The organism is Odoribacter sp. N15.MGS-14 (assembly GCF_000980245.1).
In the GTDB taxonomy this organism is placed as follows: domain Bacteria; phylum Bacteroidota; class Bacteroidia; order Bacteroidales; family Marinifilaceae; genus Odoribacter; species Odoribacter splanchnicus.
This window is the reverse complement of the sequence record NZ_LARE01000001.1, coordinates 17,568-38,237: the sequence shown is the minus strand read 5'-3', so window position 1 is coordinate 38,237 and position 20,670 is coordinate 17,568. Positions and strand designations below refer to the sequence as shown.

Genomic DNA, 20,670 nt, shown 5'->3' with positions numbered 1-20,670 from the left:
TTTTTGCGAAGTGAGGAGTTCCGCCGGTCAGTGATAGAAAAAGTTAGACGACCGACAGAAGCGACCGGGTCGACAATTCCGATCACCGAAGACGAATTATTAACGAAATAAACCTAGATTTAAATAACTTCATAAGTTCCCAAAAAAAGAGTCCCCGGCAATGAGGACTCTTTTAAGTTATCGATATTATTTGTCAGCTTGTTTATACAGTACCTTCCCCCGTTGTTCGATCACCCATTTCCCGTCGAGCCGGCGTACATTGTAAGTGTCGTCATCTTCCTGGTTCCAGACATATCCTCCTGCAGGAAGAGTACGGCGGTCGAGCACCGGATGATTATCATGCCCGGGAACATATACTTCTGCTTTTAACGAATCGGCAGCAAAAACGACATAAGCAGCCGAAGAACTGGATTTATCCGTTTCAGACACCAACTGCACGCCGTCTTCGAACAAACGGATACAATTCTGTTTTACTTCCGACCAGGTATAACCTGCAGCTGCATTACATCCGTGATCGTCCTCGGCCACTCCGATGCGTTGGGTGGTATCGACAGGTACATACACGATGAGCAGTTGATCTTTTCCTTTAAGCTGCAACTCCTGATCCGTTACCGTATACTGCTCTACCTTGTTCAATGCCTTTAAATAAGCATCTTCGAAAGGCATATCCGGGCAAAACATCATGGTAGCCCCTCCGGTCTTAAAGGTCATTTTCCCTTTTTCCCCAACTTCATAAGTTCCGAAGAAACGATTACATCCTGCAGAACCATATACCGCACTACTATCGCTAAATACCAGAGTCGGAATTTGCTGAGGATTCTTTACTTCCTTTCCATTTTCAGTCATCGACTTCAATTGCCATTCTTTGGCTCTTAACAAAGTCAGTGAATTGTCACTACTTTTACATCCGGCTACCGCAACCAGCAGCACCAACAACATTAATTTCATTTCTTTCATTGTTTTCCGTTTTTTATTATAATTATACAGTGCAAACTATTCTTCTTCCCTGATTTCAGCAAATAAATCGTATTCGTCTGCCCCGGTAATCACCATCCGGTAAAATTCACCGACTTGCAAAGTTCTCTCACCAGGAATCAAAACCTCGGGGTCTACTTCAGGAGAATCGTGTTCGGTACGCCCGACATAATACTCCTCTTCCTGCCGGTCGATAAGTACCTTCACAACCTGTCCGATTTGTGAACGCCCGATCTCTTCGGCTATACCGGCTTGTATCTGCATGATTCGCCCGGCCCGTTCCCTCTTGATTTCTTCGGGAACATCATCCTGATAATGCCGGTCACACCAGGTGTCGTCTTCATGTGAATAAGGGAATACTCCCAAGCGTTCGAACCTCATTTCCCGGACAAATTCACAAAGTTCCTCAAAGTCTTCGGCAGTCTCCCCGGGATGTCCGGTCATTAGAGTCGTACGGATAAATATCCCAGGTACTTCCTGCCGGATTTTACGTATCAGTTCAATGGTTTGTTTCTTAGATATGCCTCTTCGCATCTGTTGCAGCATATGATCACTACAATGTTGCAGGGCGATATCCAGGTATTTGCATACATTAGGACGTTCACGCATCACCGTTAACAATTCTAACGGAAATCCGGCCGGGTAAGCATAATGCAGCTTAATCCATTCCAGGCCCTCTATATCTGCAATCCGCCCGATCAGTTCTGCCAACCGATTTTTTCCATACAAATCTATACCGTAATAAGTCAAGTCCTGAGCGACCACCAAAATTTCCTTGACTCCCCCCTTTACCAATGCCCGGCATTCTTCCAGCAATTCTTCAAAATCCCTGGACTTGTGTTTTCCGGTCATGATCGGTATAGCACAATAAGAGCAAGTGCGGTTACATCCTTCCGAAATTTTCAGATAAGCATAATGGTCCGGTGTAGTTAAAACCCGTTGATTACGGATCCGCTCGTCGAAATGTTCACCCATCCGCTCCAATACCCCTTTCCAATCGAACTTACCGAAAAAAGCATCAACCTCTGGAATTTCTTCTTGAAGTTCTGCTCCATAACGTTGTGATAAACAACCGATCACATATACTTGTTCTACAATCCCTTCTTTCTTCCGTTCCACTTGTTCCAAAATGGTATTTACCGATTCTTCTTTCGCATCCCCGATAAATCCACAGGTATTCACAATAACCACCTCTGCATCCGAATTTTCTACATCGGTTTCAGTATCATAGCCTGCTTGATCCAGTTGTTTCAACAGCATTTCGGTATCGACCAGATTCTTCGAACACCCCAGACTGATAATATTTACTTTTTTCATATCGTCAAAAACATCTAAAAATACCCAAAGACGCTCTTCGGTCACCGAGGTTTTCAACTTTGGGGAGGGCAAAGGTACAAAAATTAGTTATCTTTGCGCAATATCTCAAATGAATGAATACGACGCAAACATTACAATGGCTTCCAACTTCTGTCAGAGAAGTAAAGGAACGAGGCTGGGATGTTCCGGATGTCATCCTGTTCTCAGGAGATGCCTATGTCGACCATCCTTCTTTCGGAGGAGCTGTCGTAGGAAGATTACTGGAATCTCTGGGACTGAAAGTCGCTTTGGTGCCTCAACCCAACTGGCAGGATGATTTAAGGGATTTCCGAAAACTAGGTACTCCCCGTCTGTTCTTCGGTGTCAGTGCCGGAAGTATGGATTCGATGGTCAACCATTATACTGCTGCCAGACGCCGGAGGTCGGACGATGCCTATACCCCGGATGGACGGGCAGGTGCACGTCCCGATATGCCTTCGATCGTTTATACCCGTATCCTGAAAAAACTATATCCCGATACCCCGGTGATTATCGGAGGAATCGAAGCTTCTTTACGCCGTCTCAGCCATTACGATTACTGGAAGGATACCTTACAACCCTCTATCCTGATCGATAGTGGAGCCGATATGCTGATCTACGGTATGGGAGAAAAACCGTTGACCGATATTTGCCGGTTGATGCAAAAAGGAATTCCCTTCCGCAATCTGACCAACATACCACAGACCGCCGTCCTGAGAGCCGGTGATGAAACTGTCGCGACCAATAAAAAGTGGCGAACGATCATTCTACACTCCCACGAATCTTGTCTGAGTAATAAAAAACACCATGCCGAAAATTTCCGGTATATCGAAGAAGAATCGAACAGTATCGAAGCGGCCCGTCTGATTCAGCCCGTAGGTAACCGGCAAGTGATTGTCAATCCTCCTTATCCTCCGCCGACTACCCGGGAACTCGATGCCGTCTATGCTTTACCGTTCACCCGTCTGCCTCACCCCCGTTACAAAGGGAAAGAAATTCCGGCCTATAATATGATCCGGCATTCCGTGACTTTGCACCGGGGATGCTTCGGGGGATGTGCTTTTTGCACCATCTCTGCCCATCAAGGAAAATTCATTGTTTCGCGCTCTCCTGAATCGATACGGCAAGAGTTGGAACAAATCACCGCCATGCCCGACTTTAAAGGTACCGTTACCGACCTGGGAGGCCCCTCGGCCAATATGTATCACATGAAAGGTAAAAATGAGGAAATTTGCCGGTTGTGTAAACGGGCTTCCTGCGCCTATCCGACCGTATGTAAAAACCTGAATACAGACCACGGACCCTTATTACGAATTTACGAAGAGGCCCGTCAGGTTCCCGGCATCAAACATTGCTTTATCGGTTCCGGGATCCGGTATGATTTGTGTTTAAGTGATACAGGAAATAAAGAAGTTGATAAAACGAATAGACGATATCTTGAGACTGTCATTCGTCACCACGTATCCGGACGTTTCAAAGTTGCTCCCGAACATTGTTCTCCTACAGTGTTAGGTTTGATGCGCAAACCTGCTTTCGGTTTGTTCCAGCAACTGAAATCGATTTTCGATGAGATTAACCGAAAACACCGTTTGAACGAACAAATCATTCCTTATTTTATCTCCTCTCATCCGGGTTGCCGCCCCGAAGATATGGCGGAATTAGCTGTAGCCACAAAAGCTCTGGATTTTAAACTCGAACAGGTGCAAGACTTTACCCCCACGCCGATGACTGTGGCGACCACCATTTACTATTCCGGTTATCACCCCTATTCGCTACAAAAAATCGACACAGCAAAATCAGAAAAAGAAAAAAAACAACAAAACATGTTTTTCTTTTGGTATAAAAGAGAATTCCGGGAACAGATCATGACCCTGCTCCGTAGAATCCATCGGGCGGATCTAATCCCGAAATTATATGGAAAAGAGAGAGAAAAATAGAACCAATGTTTTAATTATTCAGGACGATTCGTTAACTTTGTCAAATCGTTGGGCATCTGCCCGAATAGTGTATAGAAAATCATATTCCAATGAGATATCAATTATTGCTTATAGTAGTAATTTTCCTGACAGCCTGTAACAGTAAAGTGAAACAGGCTAATAAGCGTGGACTGGAATATATGAAACAAAACCTGTATGAGCAAGCGATTACCGAGTTCGACAACGCTCTGAGTATAAACAATACCTGGTTTCCGGTTTATTACAACCGGGCTATTTCGTATGCCAATACCCGCCGTTACAAAGAAGCTTTAGCAGATTTCAACTATGTCATAGCCAATTATCCGGATCATGCAGATGCTTATTTTAACCGGGGTATTCTTTATGAAAATCTGGGTATTTATGCCAATGCCATTCAGGACTATTCCCAGACGATCAGCCTGCGTCCCGATTTTATCCAGGCTTACCATTACCGGGGAATAGCCCGGTTCAGGATGAACGATCTCGAAGGGGCTTTAAAAGATTATAACGAAGCCCTGCGCCTCGGAAAAAATGTCGATTTAGAAGTTGCGAAAGCAAAAGAATTCGGTTTGAATTCCAGTGCTCTGTATTTCAATCGGGGAGTAGTATTGCAGAAACAAGGCCAACTAGAAGCAGCGGTCAGGGATTACACCGAAGCGATCGATATCGATCCTTCGAGTGCCCGTTCCTATTATAACCGGGCCATTGCTAAAATGGCACTCTACCAATCCGAGGAAGCTTTAAAAGACCTGGAGATCGCTTCCCGGTTGGGCTTTGAAGCAGCCGACAAGGTGATCGCCGATTATTTCAAGAACTAAGTATAGCCCGAAAGGGTATTTAGGTGTGTGTATAATTCGATGAATATGAAAAATTTATTCTTACTTTTGGTATGCGGACTGTGCTTTCAGTCCGTCGGTTCGTTTGCACAGGGATATAAAATCCAGGTGAATATTCCACAAATGTCTAATAAACAAGTTATCCTCGCCAATTATTTCGAGGGAAAAGTTTACGCTGTAGATACGGCCCAAATCAATAGCAACGGTACGGGATATTTCCAGAAAAACAATAAAAAACTGGCACGGGGAATGTATATTCTCCTTTTCTCCCCCAGTAATTATTTCGATATTATGATCGGGGATAACCAAAATTTTTCCATCACAACCGATACCCTCCAGGTCATAGATAAAATCCGTTTTGAAGGTTCGCCTGAAAATACAGCTTTTCTGGGTTTTCAAAAAGTAATGACTTCGGCAACCCAAAAAAGCCGGCAGATCAAAGAAGCCATGGAAAAAGATCCGGCAAAAACAAGCCCCGAAGCAAAAAAGAAATATTCCGCCCGATTCGATCAGATCGATAAGGAAGTCCGTGATCATATCGCCGGACTTTGCAAACAATTTCCGAACTCGGCTTTAGCTACCTTCGCCAATTTTACACTCTCCGTTCCTACTCCTGATTTTTCAAAAGAAATACCTGAAAATACCCCCAACCGGGATTTTGAAATACAAAAAAAAGAATACCTCTTTTCAAAGGCACATTATTGGGACAATACTAATTTTCAGGACAGTACTTTAATCCGCACTCCTATTTTCAAAAGTAAGCTCGACGAATTCTTCAATACCAGAGTATTGATGATTCCGGATAGTGTCTATAAAGAATCGGTGAATATCATTGAAAAATCGAGAGGTTGTAAAGCCATGTTCCGCTATCTGGTAAGCTATTGTTTCAATTATGCCCTATCGAACAAGTATATGGGAATGGACGCCGCCTTTGTATATCTGGCAAAAAAATATTACCTGACAGGCGAGGCCGACTGGGTAGACAAAAAGACCCTCGAAAATATCGAACGGGAAGTGATCCTTACGCAATATAATCTGATCGGCCTGAAAGCGCAGGAATTGAAGCTGCCGACTATGGACGGCGATTGGGTCAGTCTATATGAAACCGAAGCCCCCTTTACGTTATTGCTTTTCTGGGAAGCCGATTGCGGACATTGTAAAAAACAGGTACCTCAGGTCAAAACAGGATTACTGGATAAATTCAAACCTTATGGTTTCAAAGTATTTGCCGTACACACTCAGAACGATAAAGAAAAATGGGAAAATTTTGTTACCGAACATGAACTATTCGATTTTATCAACTGTTGGGATCCTCAGAATCAAACTAATTTCAGGGTATACTATCACATCGATTCTACTCCGGTCATGTATCTCCTGGATAAAGATAAAAAAATCATCGCCAAGAAACTGGATATTGAACAATTTGCAGATATCCTAACCAAAGAATATAAAAGAATCGGTATCGAAGTGAAAAACTAAACGTTTTTCACTTTTTTTATCCCGAAGCCGATTTTCTGAATCAATTTTAAAGTCCCCATAGCTGTCCGGCGGTCATAATCTTTTTCCGTTTCGGATAATTCCTCATAAGGCACCAAACCGGGATGGGTACGAAGTGCATCATTTCTTTCGGGACCATATTTCCATCCTTCGGCCAAACGGCCTGCAGCCCATACTTCATGTACATTTTTTGCAATGATCTCGGCCAATTCGCATAATTCCGAAGGTAGTTGTATATCGCTGACATCTATCGGGGCCGGAATATAATCTGATTTCATCGTTCGATCGTTTTATTTGTACAAAGATACAGATTTATTTCCGACACGAGGTGTCTTAACACCGGGTCTTTGAAACGGATTTTTAGAATAACCCGCTTCTCTCCTTTGTCTATGATCTCCTATTCGGCAGTTCGATAAAACAAAATTCGGGGAAATAAAGTATAAGCGGTTATAAAGATAAGCATCTGAAAAATAAGTCCTGAAAAATACTTATATTTACAGCAGTCTATTCAGCTATTTTGTCATGAGCAAGTATACGACAAATGAAGAAGAAAGCCAATGTCTGCCTAACCGGCTCGGTTTAACCCGTCCCGGGGAGATTGCAGAAGCAGAATTCGAAGGATTCCTGTTAGCTGAAATCATGCTGACCGAAACACTGACTACCGCCACTCGTTTCGACTGTCAATATATCCGCAATATACATAAACTGGCTCTGAAAGAACTCTACACCTTTGCAGGAAGATACCGGACGGTCAATATGTCGAAAGGAGGATTCCTCTTCCCTTCTGCTCTGTTTATACCACAGAGCATGCAATTTTTTGAAGATGAAATTCTGAAAAAATTACCCGATACTTATCCCGATAAGGCTTCTTTAGCCAAAGATGTAGCCATCGTCCACGGAGAATTGCTTTTCATCCATCCTTTTCGGGAAGGAAATGGCCGGACGGCCCGTATCCTGGCGAATCTAATGGTACGCAAACAAGGCTATGAAGGATTAAGGTTCGATAAAATACATTTCAGGGACTACGTCGTTGCCGTACAGCGGGTCAGCGAAAAAAATTATCTCCCGATGCAAAGAATTATAGAAACTATTTTTTGAGTTTTTCATTTACCCGGGCATAAATAGCCTGAACTTTTGCTTCCGGAATAAAAATCCCTTCTATACGGAAAGAAGCTATCATAGAATCAAGGATAAATTTTCGTTCGGTAGGACGTACCGGAGTGATAAAAACTGTGTTTTTCGATATCTTTTTCATGTTACAAATATACAAAAAATCCCCCTAAAAACCTCAAACAAACAGCATTTTTTATCGATTTTTCAGCTATCCGAAATCTTAAATTTCGACAATAATTCTTTTACAATTTGCGCATGAAGCTCTACTGAGAAAGGAACTGTCCACACCAGATCATTCTTTTCACACACCACTGTCAATAATCCCTCTGCAAGTAGATTAGACAGATTAATACTTTTTTCATGTTTCACCTTTTTCATTGTATGCCCACACTCCAAGATATAGAAGTGACCGATAGTCTACCTCTCAATAGTGGAGTCGGCAGTCCCAGAAATAAGAGGATAAACGTATCGGTCACATATCTCTACGCGACATACAGTTCATCTTTCTTATTTCGTAAAAGTTTTGCCGACTTCCTATTGAAAAAGATTAAACTTTACATCATGTTATTACAAACTTGGGTACAACTCTTTGTACCGAAACAAAGGTAATAACTATTTTTAGATAAAAAAGCAAATGAATTATACAATTTATTCATTTTGGCTAAAATTTTATTCTATCTACTTTGGACTATATTATTCCTATATAAAAAAAAACCACGCTTTCACGTGGCTCCTTTAAACAGGAAAGGATTTATTTTTTCCGGGAATACTTATATTCCAATATAAATGCAATCAATAATCCGAGCCCTCCGAAGAACAGTACACAACCGCAATAGCCCGATTACCGGTTACGAAAGACTTTTTTGAAATAGTTCAATGACTGAATTCGAATTCTTTAATCAGATACCCGATCCCTTTTTGTTTTAAAGCTGCAGCAGCTTGTTGTGCTTCTTCACGGGTATCGTATACACCGGTACAATAACGCACAACCCCATGGCTTAATTTCTCTGTAAACACTACCCGAAACTGATTGAGGACAGCAGGCACATTTTTAAATACGCCCAACTGCAAAGTAAAAAAACGGCCTTTTACCGCCCTTAATTCCCTCAACTGAGTCTCTCCGATTTTTTTAGTTCCTTCTTCAGCAGCAACAGCCATCTGGTTCGGATTGAATAAAGAGTTCGGTCCCGGCTTATAATTCGTACGCAATACTTTAAACTCGATTCTCCGATTCAATTGCAAGGCCGTTTCCCGTTGCTCTCCTCTCAAACGGCCGACAAACCTTTCGTTCAATACCTCCCCGACTTTAAAGAACGGATATTCACGGGCATCCTTTTCATTGATTTGGCGGGGTTGAGTTTCCCCGTATCCTTTCGCTTCAAGCCGGTCCCAATACACCCCTTTCCCGATCAAATAATCGACCACAGCCCGAGCCCGGTGTTCGGATAAAATCCGATTAGCTTCGTCGTTTCCCACCATATCCGTATGAGCGGACAACTCTATCGTTATATTCGGATTATCCTCCAGAATAGTCAATAATTCTTCCAGATTCTGTCGTGCCTCCGGACGTAACTCCCATTTAGCCACATCAAAATAGATATTAGGTATGACGATCGGTTTTTCTATCGGCTGCATCCCGATCTGTAATTCATAAAGCCGGTCGGCTTTTTCCCGATAAGTCGATACCAGTCCCTTCCCTTTCAGGAAACGGGGATGGTCGGTGACAAATACATACTCACAATCAGAAACGACTTCCATTTCTGCCCTTCCCAGTGAATCCGTCTCTAAATAAGAGACTTCTCCATTATCGGCAGTAACCGTAACATTTACTTTGGCTATCGGAAGTTCGGTCACTGTATTGACTGTCAATAAATTGATTTTCAATTGTTGCGGTATAAAACTAAAACGATAAATATGATCGTTTCGACCGCTTCGTCCCGAAGTAAGCAAACCGTCCTCCGTTCCCGGTTTAAAGGCAATACCGAAATCATCTGCAAAAGAATTTAAGGGTGCAGGCAAATGAATGATAACCTCCTTTCCAGCTACATTCCCCACTTTATACAAATCCAATCCCCCAAAACCATAATGCCCGTTAGAAGCAAAATAAAACTCTCCATTCTCTCTCACATAAGGAAACATCTCGTCCCCGGCCGTATTGATCAATTCGCCTGCATTCTGAGGTTGCCCCCATTTTTCCTCCAGCCTGTCCACATACCAGATATCTTTTCCTCCGAACCCTCCGGGCAGCTGATCGGTGACAAAATACAACCGTAATCCGTCAGGAGTCAATGCCGGATGTCCGATAGAAACAGAATCCCCGCAAATACCGGCTAAAGAAACGCTACCCCATTCTTTTTTTTCGGTTTCCTCCCCGGAATTAGCGGCTTGCCGGATTACTTTATAAATACGGGTACCTACCTGGCTCTCTTTGATCATACGTGAAGAGGTGAAATAAAGTGTACGCCCATCGGGAGCAAAGCACATGACTCCTTCACTCCGGTTGGAATAAATAGAATCTTTCTGCAATTCCGGTTGCAACCATCGTGGTTCCTTAAAACGCTTTACCTTCACTTTACCTTGTTTATCCGTAGATCTGATTTCCTGCACATACCTCGTCCCGTAGATATGGCTATACCCTTCGCCGGTAACCGGGTCTGTCTTTATTCTCTTTTTTCTCGGATCGGGTTTGCGCGTAGAAGCCAATAAAACCCGGGTCGTATCCCCCGGCACATACACCGGAGCGAAATCGCTGTACCTGGAGTTAAACTCCCGCTTCAAAGCTATCCGGTAACGCCCTTGTTCTCTCAGATCGTTATCCACTTGTTCCAGATAATAAAGGCCATCGTTTCCTTTTCCATCACCGAACAATGCTTCTTGTTTACGATAATATTCCCTCGCCGTAGCGGTATCGTCGTTCATCACCGCAAGCTGAGCCACTTTCAGATAGATTTCAGGCATTTGCGGATTGGCTCTTTCGGCTTTTCTCAACCAGTTGTAAGCTTCTTTCAGCCGATTTACATTTTGATTTACCTGCCCAGCCTTTATCGCTGCAAGTGCCTGAAAATCTTTGGATTTTGTTTTATGATAAGCCTTTTCGTATTTCGATCCGGCCTTATAAAATCGTCCGGTCTCCGCCATACGATCCCCTCTCCTCATATAATATTTTGAAGAACAGCCCATCATTCCGACGAGCACACCACAAATAATCAGAAAAAATTTCATAACCACATCCAACTAACCGGCATCTGCCCCGATTTTACAAAGCAGCGATCAATAAATTTATATCTCTGGCTATCAAGCCCAACTTATCCGCAATCACATTCTTAGTCAAAATTCCGTTATAAAGGTAAACCCCTTCCCTTAACCCTGCATCCATCCGGATGGCATTGGTAAATCCTCCTTGCCTGGCAATATGCTGAAGCATAGGTAAGAAAACATTACTATAAGCGATCGAAGCAGTCCGGGCTACCCGCGACAATACGTTCGGAACACAGTAATGGATTACTCCTTCATAAGTATACACCGGTTTTTCGTGAGTCGTCGGACCCGCTGTCTCGATACATCCGCCATGATCGATAGACATATCCACGATCACCGCTCCTCTTTTCATCAACCTCACCTGGGCTTCCGAAACAACGGTATTCTCTCCGTTATCGAAACAACGCATAGCTCCGATAAGCACATCGGCCGAAGCCAACGCTTTATCCAATACCGGTTTATGAAAAACAGAGGTAAATACCCGCTGTCCCAAAACCTCGTTCAGCTTCCGGAGACGCTCGACCGAATGATCGAAGATTTTCACGGTCGCTCCCAGGCCTAAGGCTGTACGGGCAGCGAATTCACCCAAGGTGCCTGCTCCCAGAATAACGATTTCCGCCGGCGTAATCCCACTGATACCTCCCAAAACAATCCCTTTACCTCCCCGCGAATTATTAAGATATTCACTGGCTATCATGATGGCCGAATTACCGGCAATCTCACTCATAATCCGGACCACCGGATAATACCCCTCTCCGTCTTTCAAAATATCGAAACCGACTGCCGTCACTTTTTTCTGCATCATTTCGGTAATGGCATCCTTCCGCATGTCACAGAGTTTCAGAGGGGAAAGAATCACTTGCCGGTCGTGCATATAAACCGTATCCCCGGCAGAAACAGAAGTCGCCTTAAGCACAACGTCGGCAGTATACACTTCACCTAAAGTCTCTACGATCATAGCACCGGCATCGGCATATTCCGTGTCACCGTAATAGGCATTATTACCGGCCCCACGCTGGATCAACACTTCATGTCCCATAGAAACCAGGATATGAACAGATTCGGGAGTGAGACAAATCCGGTTCTCCCCTTTCTCCAGCTCGTTCGGTATCCCCAGAATCAATTTCTTCTGCCTTTTATCCTGAAAAACTTCTTTTTCCTGATAAAGAAACCATTGCTTATTAATCGTTCCCGACATTCTGCCTGTGTTGTCCATAGTCTTAAAAGTTAAATTTCCACCTTCAATTCACGACTTCCATCCGGATTTTCAGTAAAATAACAATCGACGATACCTTCTGGAAGCAGCTCGTCTATTTTTTCAGGCCATTCGATAAAACAACGGTCTCCACTGAAAAAATACTCTTCATAACCGAAATCAAGCGCTTCAGCTATATGGTTTACGCGATAAAAATCAAAATGATATAGGGATTTCCCATTTTTTGTCTGATACTCGTTGACCAGGGCAAAAGTCGGGGAACTCACATCGTCGGTTACCCCCAGACAGGCTGCGACGGCCTTTACAAAAGTAGTCTTCCCTACTCCCATCGGTCCGTACAAAGCAAAAATAGTTTTGTCTCCGACATAATCCAAAAATTCTGCCGCCACTTTATTCAGATCTTCGAGATGATTGATTGTCCATTTCATAGGCTTCTAAATCCATTAGTTCAAATAATATTTCTTAAAAAATTCAAGATAAACCTCTATATTCTTTTTGCCGGTCAATGTCTGCAAATTCACTTCAGTAATAATGAAATTCGTATAATCGACATTTCTCAGCGATTTGAATAATTTCCGGTTACCGATGACTGTCGTGAAATAACGCATCGCTTCTTCTTTGTTATTGAAACCGGACACCACCATACAATCGTGTTCTTCATCGAACTTCAAATTGTTCAAAGTCAGTCCTGCAAAATTGAATTCTTCGAAAATTGTTTTCAGCCGGTAGGGATCGATCGTATTGGGATAGAACAAAACGAACTTGTGTGCTACGCTCTTATTGTAAATATAATCCCCATCTTCAACCCCGATAGCTCCCGCACTTTTCAGATAATGATCATCGAAAAATTTCAGGTATTCTTCCAGGTATTCATTTTCCTGCATAGCTTTGAGATTATGGGGAGTGATCAGAAATACTTCATAATCTACCCCGGCCAGCAAATCGAACAATTTCTTATTTTTCAGGACTGCCGACATATAGTCCAACGCCTGTTTCTTATTACCGATATGCTTGACCACTATCAATTCCAGATCCCGGTTATAATCCCCTTTTTCGAATGTAAATGCAGGATCCACTTCCTGTAAAGCTTCTACAATGCGTTTCGTATTGACTTCCCGGAAAGGAACAGCCAAAACAAAATGATGATTCTCTTGTTCTTCATTGTTAAAGACATGGGCAGCAGTCCCCCATTTCCCTACAATTTTCTCACCTTGGTAACGATCCTCAAAATAATTCTCGGTAAAGAAATCGACATACTGATCGATATTATTCAATCGCTTCAGGATAGAGAAGTTGTCCGGCGATATAGCGAACATCCGGTAACTTTCGTTTCCCAGAATCTTCAACAAAAACTTATCCGTAGCTATTTTATACAAATATTCGGAAGCTTCCGAATACTGTCCGAACCGACGAACAACCAGCACCTCTTTTTTGTACCCGAGCTCTTCTTTTTTCATTTCATAACTTTTCCCTTCGGCCATTTCGGCAGCATGAATAAACTTCAAACGCGCTTTAAATCTGGTTTCCTGAACGGTTGTAAATTCCTGTGGCAAAAACAATACCACCCATTGTTCTTTTTCTTTCTCGATTTTATAAGTTGTTTCTTCTTTCCGGCTACGACCAGCCAGTACTTCTTCATCGAATTGCCAATTGCGGTTCGCCTGTAAAGAACGGACCTGAGCCATTTCCGCTTCGGAATACCGAACAGGTTTTTCTCCTACCGCTAAAGAAGCCAGAATGTCGCTAGTCACCTGCAGGATCTCTTTTCCGGGACGGGCTGCGATTACCTCTTCCAAAGCGTTCTTCGCCTCCTGGGGAGAACCGGTATTTACAACACACATCGCTTTCAGAAACAGCACATTTGCTTTCAATTTATTATCCGGGTACGCTTTCAGGATTCTGTCACAAATTTGTGCTGCTTCGTGGTAATAAACTTTTTGGTAATATCGGTAAGCTTCCTGATACTTTTTCTCTACCACTTTCAGCACATCTTCGACCTGACGGAAATAGTTCGGGTCTTGTAGTCCCCGGGCGAAATCACTTTCAGGGAAAAGAGCGGTCAGCTCTGTTTTATATCTTTCAGCCTCTGCCGCCTTACCTGCCTTGAGAGCGGTCGTGGAAGCCAGATAATAGACCATCGGCAGATTAGCGGTATTTTTAAAACGCTGAATATAAGCATCGAAACACTCTAAAGCCTTTTCCGGATCATTCAAACGGTACAAATAAATTTCGCCGGCTTTATAATAAGCTTCTTCGATCTGTTTTTCAGATGCCTGCAGCATTTCCGGTGTCAGGGGGAGATCCTGCAAATAATACTCCCTGCTCTTTACATCTTTCACTTCCCTTTCCCCTCCCGTCATCTCTGCTAATTCTTCGCCGGTTTCGTCTGCCAAACCGATACTTGCTTTGTTTCGTCTGCGCCAATTGTCTTCCAGCTTACGCCGTCCCCATTTCCGCTTAAAATCATTTTTCCCCAGAGCAATCGTCACGGGATTATAAAAATACCAATCCCCTCCGCGGTTACCCTGCGAAAAAGCATCTCCCCGGCTAAGCATATCGTTACGGCGATAAAAATTGCGCTCGGCCTGCTCCCTTCGTTCCTGTTCTTTGCGAGTATTTTCCTGCTCTTTAATCGCAGTGATTTTATCGTCGATCAAGCGGTTTCTCTCTTCTTCCGGTAACACCGCTATCCGCTGCAAACTATCCTGCGTTTGTATAATTCTCAGATTCGTAACCAATTCGGTCAGATCGGTCAGTAAAGATTTTAGTTTTTCATAATCTTCATAACGCGAATCCATGACAAGCAAACAAGAATCGTAACAACTCTGTGCCTGCACATAGGCCTTGTTTTTGAAATAATAATCCCCTAATTTTACAAAAGACAAAGCCTGCTGATTATCGTTATCTACAGAGGCATGCACGGATTTCCAATACAAACCGGCCGCTCCTTCCTCATTTCCACGTTTATTTTCGATATTGGCCAAAGCATAATAAATCCGATCCTGAAATTCCTCGTTCCGGGAATCCCGCAACATTTTCTTCAATTTCTTTTCTACGGCCGCATCTCCTTCCTGATAGGCTAAAGCCATACCGATCCGGGCATTGAAGACCATTTCATAATTGAAATTGAACCGGGTAGCTTTTTTCAATGCCAGTTTAGCAGCCCCATCCTGATTTTCTTTTACATATAATTGAGACAACAAAAAATTGTAGTGCGGTTTACGTTTTATGCTTTTACAAGTCCTGACCAATCTTTCTGCCTCAGGAATCGCTTGTTCGTACATACCTTGACGCACATAGAAATCGGTTCTCGCCGCAGCAACCATCTCCCGTTGTTTCCGCTTTAATGTGCTCCCGTCGAGCCGGTCCATGATCCGGGCAGCCTCTTCGTAGCGTCCCATTTCCGTCAGGCTCCGGAATAACCAGATCGACACCTCGGTCATCAAGGCCTCGTCTTCGGCATATTGCCTTTGTATAAAACGAAAAGTGTTATTGGCCATCGTGTATTTCTTCTTATAGAAATAAGCTTTCCCCAATAACAGATAGCATTTATCCAACTGGTTATTAAATTCTTTTTTCTTTCGGAAGGTCTGATAATTTTTGGAATCTTTATTCTTTCTCCGCCTGGGTTTAGCCGTGATCGAATGTTTATCGATCGCTTTAGCCGCCTTTTCGATCACGTAGTCCATATCGGAGCTGCAAATACTACGCGTCTGTTCGTCATTAGATACGAAAACAGGCAAAAGGTGGGTATAATCCTCCTTATGCCTGTTTTCCATATGCTTTATCCCGGACTTCAAAGCCTGGTCACCGTTAAAATATACGTTATAACGGGTAGTCAACTGGTGATAGTTACGTGAAAAGAAATTGTTTCTCTTCACCGAACAACCGCACAGCACCACCATCATCCCCGTTAATATATAAGAAGAATATTTCATTTAGACATGCTGTCCTATTGTCTGGTGACTCTCACTCTTTTTGCCGGGTCGTGATTTTCCTCTACGGCTTTCACAACTTCATCCGCCAACTGCCTGAACGCTGTTCCCGTAATCGAATCGGCATTCAAAGCTACAGGTTTACCTGCATCGCCTCCATCGCAAATACTCTGTACAACAGGTATTTCGCCCAACAACCGGAGACCTCTTTGTTCGGCCAGTTGTTTCGCCCCTTCCCGTCCGAAAATATAATATTTATGATCGGGCAATTCAGCCGGAGTAAACCAGGCCATATTTTCCACCAGGCCTAGCACGGGCACCTGTATACCCGGCGACTCGAACATATTGATTCCTTTGATTGCATCGGCCAAAGCCACCTGCTGAGGTGTACTGACTACAATAGCTCCTGTCAGGGCGACAGTTTGTACCAAAGTCAAATGAATATCGCTGGTTCCCGGCGGAAGGTCGATCAGCATATAATCCAATTCGTCCCAAAAACCTTGCTCCACCATCTGTTTCAATGCATTGGAAGCCATCGGCCCCCGCCAGACAGTGGCAGAAGCCGGATCGACAAAGAAACCGATAGATAACAATTTTACGCCATATTTCTCTACCGGCACAATGAAATCCTTTCCGTCGATCTGCTCCATATAGGGCTGAGCCTCTTCGCAACCGAACATTTTCGGAATAGAAGGACCGAAAATATCCGCATCCACCAAACCCACTTTATATCCTTCAGCAGCCAAAGCTACCGCTAAATTGGCCGCCACGGTAGATTTTCCTACTCCTCCTTTACCCGAGGAAACAGCGATTATATTTTTTACCTTTTCCAGGGACAACGGTCTCTCCAAATCCTGAACAAACAGGTTTTCGATCTCTACCTCCGTATAAGAAGTTTTTTCTTTTATCAGGGCTTCCGCTTTTTTCTTCACCGACCCGACAAACGGATCGCTGGCTTTCTGAAACACCAGCCGAAACAACACTTTCTCTCCCTCGATCCGGATATTTTGCACCATATCCAGTTCCACAATATTTTTAGAAGTACCGGGATACTTCACTTCTGTGAGAAGATCCCTGATTTCTTTAAGTTTTTCCTGCATCATAACATTTAAAAATTTAATATCCCTTTAGGGGTAACGAAAATAGTAAAAATAGCCGATTCGCCAAAACGACTCTCCGTCCAGATTAAATCCGGGTATTATATTTCCTCAGCCTGGCCCTTAAAGTCGGATAAGCCGGACATACTTTGCCGACCAACTTCCAAAATGCAGCCGAATGATTCTTCTCTACCGTATGGCATAACTCATGCAAGATCACATAATCGATAATTTCATCCGGTAGCTTCATCAACTTGATATTGAGACTGATATTATTGTCAAAAGAACAACTACCCCAATTGGAAATATTGTTCCTGAACGTAACCCGTCCGTAACGAAATCCGAATTTTTCGGCATAGTTTCTGATCCGCTGCGGCAAATATCGACGGCATTCCATCGTATAGATTTCCAGCAAAAACTGCTGAACGATTTTCTCTACTTTACTGAAATCGACTTTTTTAGGAATAAACAGGGTTATTTTTTCCTGTTCAAGCCGATAAGAAGGCTTCGGTTCCTCGGTCTCCACAATCCTCAGCACATGCAACTTCGTCTTAATTTCCGCCCCTATTCCCAAACCGACTCCGGTGTCTTCCTCATAAACTTTCATATCTTTCCGGTTTTTGAGAATCCACTCCCGATTCTCTTCCAGAAATTTCTCCACCTGTTTCCGGCTCACGCCGAAAGGAACACTCACCCAAACCCCACGCCCCGGAGCCATCCGAATACGCAAATACTTGATATTCGCACTCCGCCGGACCTTTATTTCACCAATACCCGCAAGTTCCAATACCTCCATGATCTGAAAAACTATTTTTCATTAAAGAACAATAAAAGGAGGATGCCTTCATCGCATTCTCCTTTTATTCTTTTCTCTACGAACAGCTTAAGCCTGCTTTACCAAATCGCTTAATTTTGTAAATGCACCGTCTACAGAAGCAATCAAATCCTTTCCGATAGTCCTGTAATATCCTTTTCTATCTGCTTTCGCCACTTGTTTTCCAGCATTTACACGTTGTCTTAAATCATTTCTGGAATCTATAATATGCTGTACTATTTCGCTGATATCATCCATACTTTTACCTACAGCCAGACAATTTAAGCTATCGTCAACAACAGCAAAAGTCAAACAATCGATGTCTTTCTTTAATCTTCTAATACTTGCCATAATTTTCAAGAATTTAAATTTTTTCAAAAATAAGAAAAATCCCAGAGATTTCTCCCCTTTCTTCAACTTTTTTTTAGCTCTTAGCTCACGGGGACGCGGGCAGCAGGCTATAGCCCGTCCCTGTGAGCTATTTTTAACAAGTGATCGACAGCTTCCTCCACCGTAGGCTCCGTTCCCAGTAATTTTACAAATAAGCTTCCGATAATAGCTCCGCTACTATAACGGCAAACGGTCGACAAGGTCTCGCCATTAGATATGCCGAAACCGATCAAACGTTTATTTTTCAAATTCAAACGGTCTATTCTTTGGAAATATTCAATCTGTCCGGCTGTAAACCGATCTTTCACTCCGGTCGTCGAAGCCGAAGAGACCATATAGATAAAACCGCCACAATATTCGTCTATCAGACGGATCCTTTCATCCGAAGTTTCGGGGGTAATCAACATAATCACCGGAATATCATATTTTTCACAAAGCGGTTTAACCGACTCCAGGTATTCCTGAAACGGCAAATCCGGAATAATCATTCCATCGATCCCGATTTCCATCCCTTTTCGAAAAAGGTTTTCCATACCGTACTGCAACATCGGATTCAAATATCCCATCAATAGCAAAGGCAATTCAACCCGACTTCGTATACTAGTCAACTGCTCGAGTAATACAGGCAACGTCATGCCATTTTTCAGTGCCTGTGTACTACTTTGCTGGATGACTACCCCATCGGCCATAGGATCGGAAAAAGGAATCCCGATTTCCACCAGATCGACTCCCCGGTTTTCTAACATCTGTATGATTTCGACCGTATCTTCCAAAACCGGATAACCGGCAGTAAAATACACAGACAAAAGATTTCTATCTTTTCTTTGAAACAATTCTGTAATCCGATTCATAACTAAAATAATTAAGGTAGTTCAGCTAAAAAACGAGACAATAAATGGATATTTTTCATTCCGGGAGCCGTTTCGAACCGACTGTTCAAATCGAGTCCGGCAAGCTTCGGATGTTTGATTTTTCCGATCTCTTCTCTATTTTCCCAGGCAATTCCTCCACTTAAGAAAAAAGGTACACTCCCCTCGTACCGGTTCAATAAATTCCAGTCGAACGATTTCCCGGTCCCTCCAAACTGTCTGCTCCGGGTATCGAACAAAAACAACTGACAAGCCGATTCATAAGGCAAAGTCCGTTGAAAATCACCGGCCTCTTCTATACCGAAAGCTTTTATTACCCGGTAGCCTTTCTGTACAAAATAGTGACCCATTTCAGGGGGTTCATCCCCATGCAGTTGAATCGTATCCATCTTATACCTTCGTACTATATTTTCGATAAACCCGGTTTCTGCATTCACAAAAACTCCTACTTTCCCGATAGCTGCAGGTAAACGTTCCAAAGCCCGGGGAGACAAATCACCGGCATAACGCGGTGAGGCTTTATAAAAAATAAAACCCAACATATCGGGATGTAAAGCAGCGACTTCCTTCACATTCCCGGGTTCCTTCATGCCACAAATTTTAATCAGCATATCCGACAAAATTTTTTAAAGCCTGAGCCGGTTGTGCTTCCCGCATAAAATGTTCACCGATCAGAAATCCTCTGAATCCCAATCTGCGTAACGCAACGACTGTCTCCATGGCACGAATTCCACTCTCGGCCACTTTCAGACAAGTAACCGGGACTTGTGAAGCTAACCGGAAAGAAGTATAAATATCCGTCTCGAAAGTAGTCAGATTCCGATTGTTGATCCCCACCATATCCATTTCCGGGGAGACATATTCCAACTCTTCTTCCCGATGTATTTCCAATAGTATTTCCAATCCCAGTCCATGAGCAGCATCGGCCAATTCCCGGCACTGTGCCGGCGACAAAGCTGCAGCGATCAACAAAACGGCATCGGCTCCATAAGCCACCGCTTCGGCCAGTTGATAGAAATCGACGATAAAATCCTTACGCAATAAGGGAATATCCGAAACCCTCCTGGCCATAGCGAGATCCAATAACGATCCTCCGAAATAATCCGTATCCGTCAACACCGAACAAGCCGCAGCACCATTCCGTACATATCCGCCGACCACCTCCTGCACTCCGGCTGCCTCATGAATAAATCCTCCGGAAGGAGACTTCCGTTTAAATTCTGCAATGATCCCTGTTGCCGATTCCTCCAAGGCCTTTCGCATCGATAACCGTTGTCTCCCAGCTAAAAGCGTACTCATCAGATCCCTTTCGGAAATCCTGTTTTTCCGCTCAGTCACTTCTTCCTGTTTTGTTTTCAATATCCGGTTTAAAACTGACAT

The 20,670-nt window shown here is 43.3% G+C and carries 19 protein-coding genes; 4 read left to right on the top strand and 15 right to left on the bottom strand.

The window, feature by feature from the left end:
- Positions 1–186: 186 nt before the first annotated feature.
- Together WS34_RS00155 and rimO are read right to left on the bottom strand one after the other, a co-directional pair.
- Positions 187–957 (bottom strand): META domain-containing protein, encoded by a 771-nt coding sequence (locus WS34_RS00155; protein WP_046402379.1) that lies wholly within the window; start codon positions 955–957, stop codon positions 187–189.
- Positions 958–993: 36 nt separating this feature from the next.
- A complete protein-coding gene (gene rimO / locus WS34_RS00150; protein WP_041557175.1) occupies positions 994–2,292 on the bottom strand; it encodes a 30S ribosomal protein S12 methylthiotransferase RimO in 1,299 nt (432 codons plus the stop codon).
- 113 nt (positions 2,293–2,405) lie between these two features.
- On the opposite strand from rimO, the gene WS34_RS00145 reads away from it, so the two are divergent.
- From WS34_RS00145 to WS34_RS00135, 3 genes are all read left to right on the top strand, one after another.
- Positions 2,406–4,247 carry a YgiQ family radical SAM protein gene (locus WS34_RS00145; RefSeq protein ID WP_046402378.1) on the top strand — a complete coding sequence of 614 codons (1,842 nt, stop codon included), beginning with the start codon at positions 2,406–2,408 and terminating at the stop codon, positions 4,245–4,247.
- An 89-nt stretch (positions 4,248–4,336) separates the two neighbouring features.
- Positions 4,337–5,083 (top strand): tetratricopeptide repeat protein, encoded by a 747-nt coding sequence (locus tag WS34_RS00140; protein ID WP_013611096.1) that lies wholly within the window; start codon positions 4,337–4,339, stop codon positions 5,081–5,083.
- 45 nt (positions 5,084–5,128) lie between these two features.
- The gene (locus WS34_RS00135) at positions 5,129–6,580 is read left to right on the top strand and encodes a TlpA family protein disulfide reductase (protein ID WP_162610037.1); all 1,452 of its coding nucleotides are present in this window, start codon (positions 5,129–5,131) and stop codon (positions 6,578–6,580) included.
- Here the strand turns inward: WS34_RS00135 and WS34_RS00130 are convergent.
- Positions 6,577–6,876 carry a RyR domain-containing protein gene (locus WS34_RS00130; RefSeq protein WP_046402375.1) on the bottom strand — a complete coding sequence of 100 codons (300 nt, stop codon included), beginning with the start codon at positions 6,874–6,876 and terminating at the stop codon, positions 6,577–6,579. The genes WS34_RS00135 and WS34_RS00130 overlap by 4 nt on opposite strands.
- 244 nt (positions 6,877–7,120) lie before the next feature.
- On the opposite strand from WS34_RS00130, the gene WS34_RS00125 reads away from it, so the two are divergent.
- Positions 7,121–7,696: a Fic/DOC family protein gene (locus WS34_RS00125; protein ID WP_013611099.1), complete on the top strand. Its 576-nt coding sequence runs from the start codon at positions 7,121–7,123 to the stop codon at positions 7,694–7,696.
- Here the strand turns inward: WS34_RS00125 and WS34_RS15300 are convergent.
- From WS34_RS15300 to trpC, 12 genes are all read right to left on the bottom strand, one after another.
- Positions 7,686–7,853: a hypothetical protein gene (locus tag WS34_RS15300; RefSeq protein ID WP_157741825.1), complete on the bottom strand. Its 168-nt coding sequence runs from the start codon at positions 7,851–7,853 to the stop codon at positions 7,686–7,688. The two genes, WS34_RS00125 and WS34_RS15300, sit on opposite strands and share 11 nt — an antisense overlap.
- A 62-nt stretch (positions 7,854–7,915) precedes the next feature.
- Positions 7,916–8,089, bottom strand: a complete 174-nt coding sequence (locus WS34_RS15295) for a hypothetical protein (protein ID WP_195305791.1) — start codon at positions 8,087–8,089, stop codon at positions 7,916–7,918.
- 495 nt (positions 8,090–8,584) lie between these two features.
- Positions 8,585–10,933 carry an OmpA family protein gene (locus WS34_RS15290; protein WP_195360064.1) on the bottom strand — a complete coding sequence of 783 codons (2,349 nt, stop codon included), beginning with the start codon at positions 10,931–10,933 and terminating at the stop codon, positions 8,585–8,587.
- A 34-nt stretch (positions 10,934–10,967) separates the two neighbouring features.
- A complete protein-coding gene (locus WS34_RS00115; protein ID WP_022159887.1) occupies positions 10,968–12,185 on the bottom strand; it encodes an alanine dehydrogenase in 1,218 nt (405 codons plus the stop codon).
- An 11-nt stretch (positions 12,186–12,196) separates the two neighbouring features.
- Positions 12,197–12,613 (bottom strand): tRNA (adenosine(37)-N6)-threonylcarbamoyltransferase complex ATPase subunit type 1 TsaE, encoded by a 417-nt coding sequence (gene tsaE / locus WS34_RS00110; protein WP_013611102.1) that lies wholly within the window; start codon positions 12,611–12,613, stop codon positions 12,197–12,199.
- 15 nt (positions 12,614–12,628) lie between these two features.
- Positions 12,629–16,093: a type IX secretion system periplasmic lipoprotein PorW/SprE gene (gene porW, locus WS34_RS00105; RefSeq protein ID WP_046402373.1), complete on the bottom strand. Its 3,465-nt coding sequence runs from the start codon at positions 16,091–16,093 to the stop codon at positions 12,629–12,631.
- 44 nt (positions 16,094–16,137) lie between these two features.
- Positions 16,138–17,220, bottom strand: a complete 1,083-nt coding sequence (locus tag WS34_RS00100; RefSeq protein ID WP_046402444.1) for an Mrp/NBP35 family ATP-binding protein — start codon at positions 17,218–17,220, stop codon at positions 16,138–16,140.
- An 85-nt stretch (positions 17,221–17,305) separates the two neighbouring features.
- A complete protein-coding gene (locus WS34_RS00095) occupies positions 17,306–18,013 on the bottom strand; it encodes a M48 family metallopeptidase (protein ID WP_013611105.1) in 708 nt (235 codons plus the stop codon).
- A gap of 87 nt (positions 18,014–18,100) precedes the next feature.
- The gene (locus WS34_RS00090) at positions 18,101–18,382 is read right to left on the bottom strand and encodes a hypothetical protein (protein ID WP_013611106.1); all 282 of its coding nucleotides are present in this window, start codon (positions 18,380–18,382) and stop codon (positions 18,101–18,103) included.
- A 107-nt stretch (positions 18,383–18,489) separates the two neighbouring features.
- Positions 18,490–19,272, bottom strand: a complete 783-nt coding sequence (gene trpA / locus WS34_RS00085; RefSeq protein ID WP_022159891.1) for a tryptophan synthase subunit alpha — start codon at positions 19,270–19,272, stop codon at positions 18,490–18,492.
- An 11-nt stretch (positions 19,273–19,283) separates the two neighbouring features.
- Positions 19,284–19,901, bottom strand: a complete 618-nt coding sequence (locus tag WS34_RS00080) for a phosphoribosylanthranilate isomerase (RefSeq protein ID WP_046402371.1) — start codon at positions 19,899–19,901, stop codon at positions 19,284–19,286.
- Entirely contained in the window at positions 19,891–20,670 is a 780-nt protein-coding gene (trpC, locus tag WS34_RS00075; protein ID WP_502685458.1) for an indole-3-glycerol phosphate synthase TrpC, read from the bottom strand. Before trpC ends, WS34_RS00080 begins: the two co-directional genes overlap by 11 nt.

What these genes read in the sequence shown, in the direction of transcription:
- WS34_RS00155 (WP_046402379.1), bottom strand. Translation starts at nt 957, where the DNA reads ATGAAAGAAATGAAATTAATGTTGTTGGTGCTGCTGGTTGCGGTAGCC.
- rimO (WP_041557175.1), bottom strand. Translation starts at nt 2,292, where the DNA reads ATGAAAAAAGTAAATATTATCAGTCTGGGGTGTTCGAAGAATCTGGTC.
- WS34_RS00145 (WP_046402378.1), top strand. Translation starts at nt 2,406, where the DNA reads ATGAATACGACGCAAACATTACAATGGCTTCCAACTTCTGTCAGAGAA.
- WS34_RS00140 (WP_013611096.1), top strand. Translation starts at nt 4,337, where the DNA reads ATGAGATATCAATTATTGCTTATAGTAGTAATTTTCCTGACAGCCTGT.
- WS34_RS00135 (WP_162610037.1), top strand. Translation starts at nt 5,129, where the DNA reads ATGAAAAATTTATTCTTACTTTTGGTATGCGGACTGTGCTTTCAGTCC.
- WS34_RS00130 (WP_046402375.1), bottom strand. Translation starts at nt 6,876, where the DNA reads ATGAAATCAGATTATATTCCGGCCCCGATAGATGTCAGCGATATACAA.
- WS34_RS00125 (WP_013611099.1), top strand. Translation starts at nt 7,121, where the DNA reads ATGAGCAAGTATACGACAAATGAAGAAGAAAGCCAATGTCTGCCTAAC.
- WS34_RS15300 (WP_157741825.1), bottom strand. Translation starts at nt 7,853, where the DNA reads ATGAAAAAGATATCGAAAAACACAGTTTTTATCACTCCGGTACGTCCT.
- WS34_RS15295 (WP_195305791.1), bottom strand. Translation starts at nt 8,089, where the DNA reads ATGAAAAAGGTGAAACATGAAAAAAGTATTAATCTGTCTAATCTACTT.
- WS34_RS15290 (WP_195360064.1), bottom strand. Translation starts at nt 10,933, where the DNA reads ATGAAATTTTTTCTGATTATTTGTGGTGTGCTCGTCGGAATGATGGGC.
- WS34_RS00115 (WP_022159887.1), bottom strand. Translation starts at nt 12,185, where the DNA reads ATGGACAACACAGGCAGAATGTCGGGAACGATTAATAAGCAATGGTTT.
- tsaE (WP_013611102.1), bottom strand. Translation starts at nt 12,613, where the DNA reads ATGAAATGGACAATCAATCATCTCGAAGATCTGAATAAAGTGGCGGCA.
- porW (WP_046402373.1), bottom strand. Translation starts at nt 16,093, where the DNA reads ATGATGGTGGTGCTGTGCGGTTGTTCGGTGAAGAGAAACAATTTCTTT.
- WS34_RS00100 (WP_046402444.1), bottom strand. Translation starts at nt 17,220, where the DNA reads ATGCAGGAAAAACTTAAAGAAATCAGGGATCTTCTCACAGAAGTGAAG.
- WS34_RS00095 (WP_013611105.1), bottom strand. Translation starts at nt 18,013, where the DNA reads ATGGAGGTATTGGAACTTGCGGGTATTGGTGAAATAAAGGTCCGGCGG.
- WS34_RS00090 (WP_013611106.1), bottom strand. Translation starts at nt 18,382, where the DNA reads ATGGCAAGTATTAGAAGATTAAAGAAAGACATCGATTGTTTGACTTTT.
- trpA (WP_022159891.1), bottom strand. Translation starts at nt 19,272, where the DNA reads ATGAATCGGATTACAGAATTGTTTCAAAGAAAAGATAGAAATCTTTTG.
- WS34_RS00080 (WP_046402371.1), bottom strand. Translation starts at nt 19,901, where the DNA reads ATGCTGATTAAAATTTGTGGCATGAAGGAACCCGGGAATGTGAAGGAA.
- trpC (WP_502685458.1), bottom strand. Translation starts at nt 20,670, where the DNA reads ATGTCAGTTTTAAACCGGATATTGAAAACAAAACAGGAAGAAGTGACT.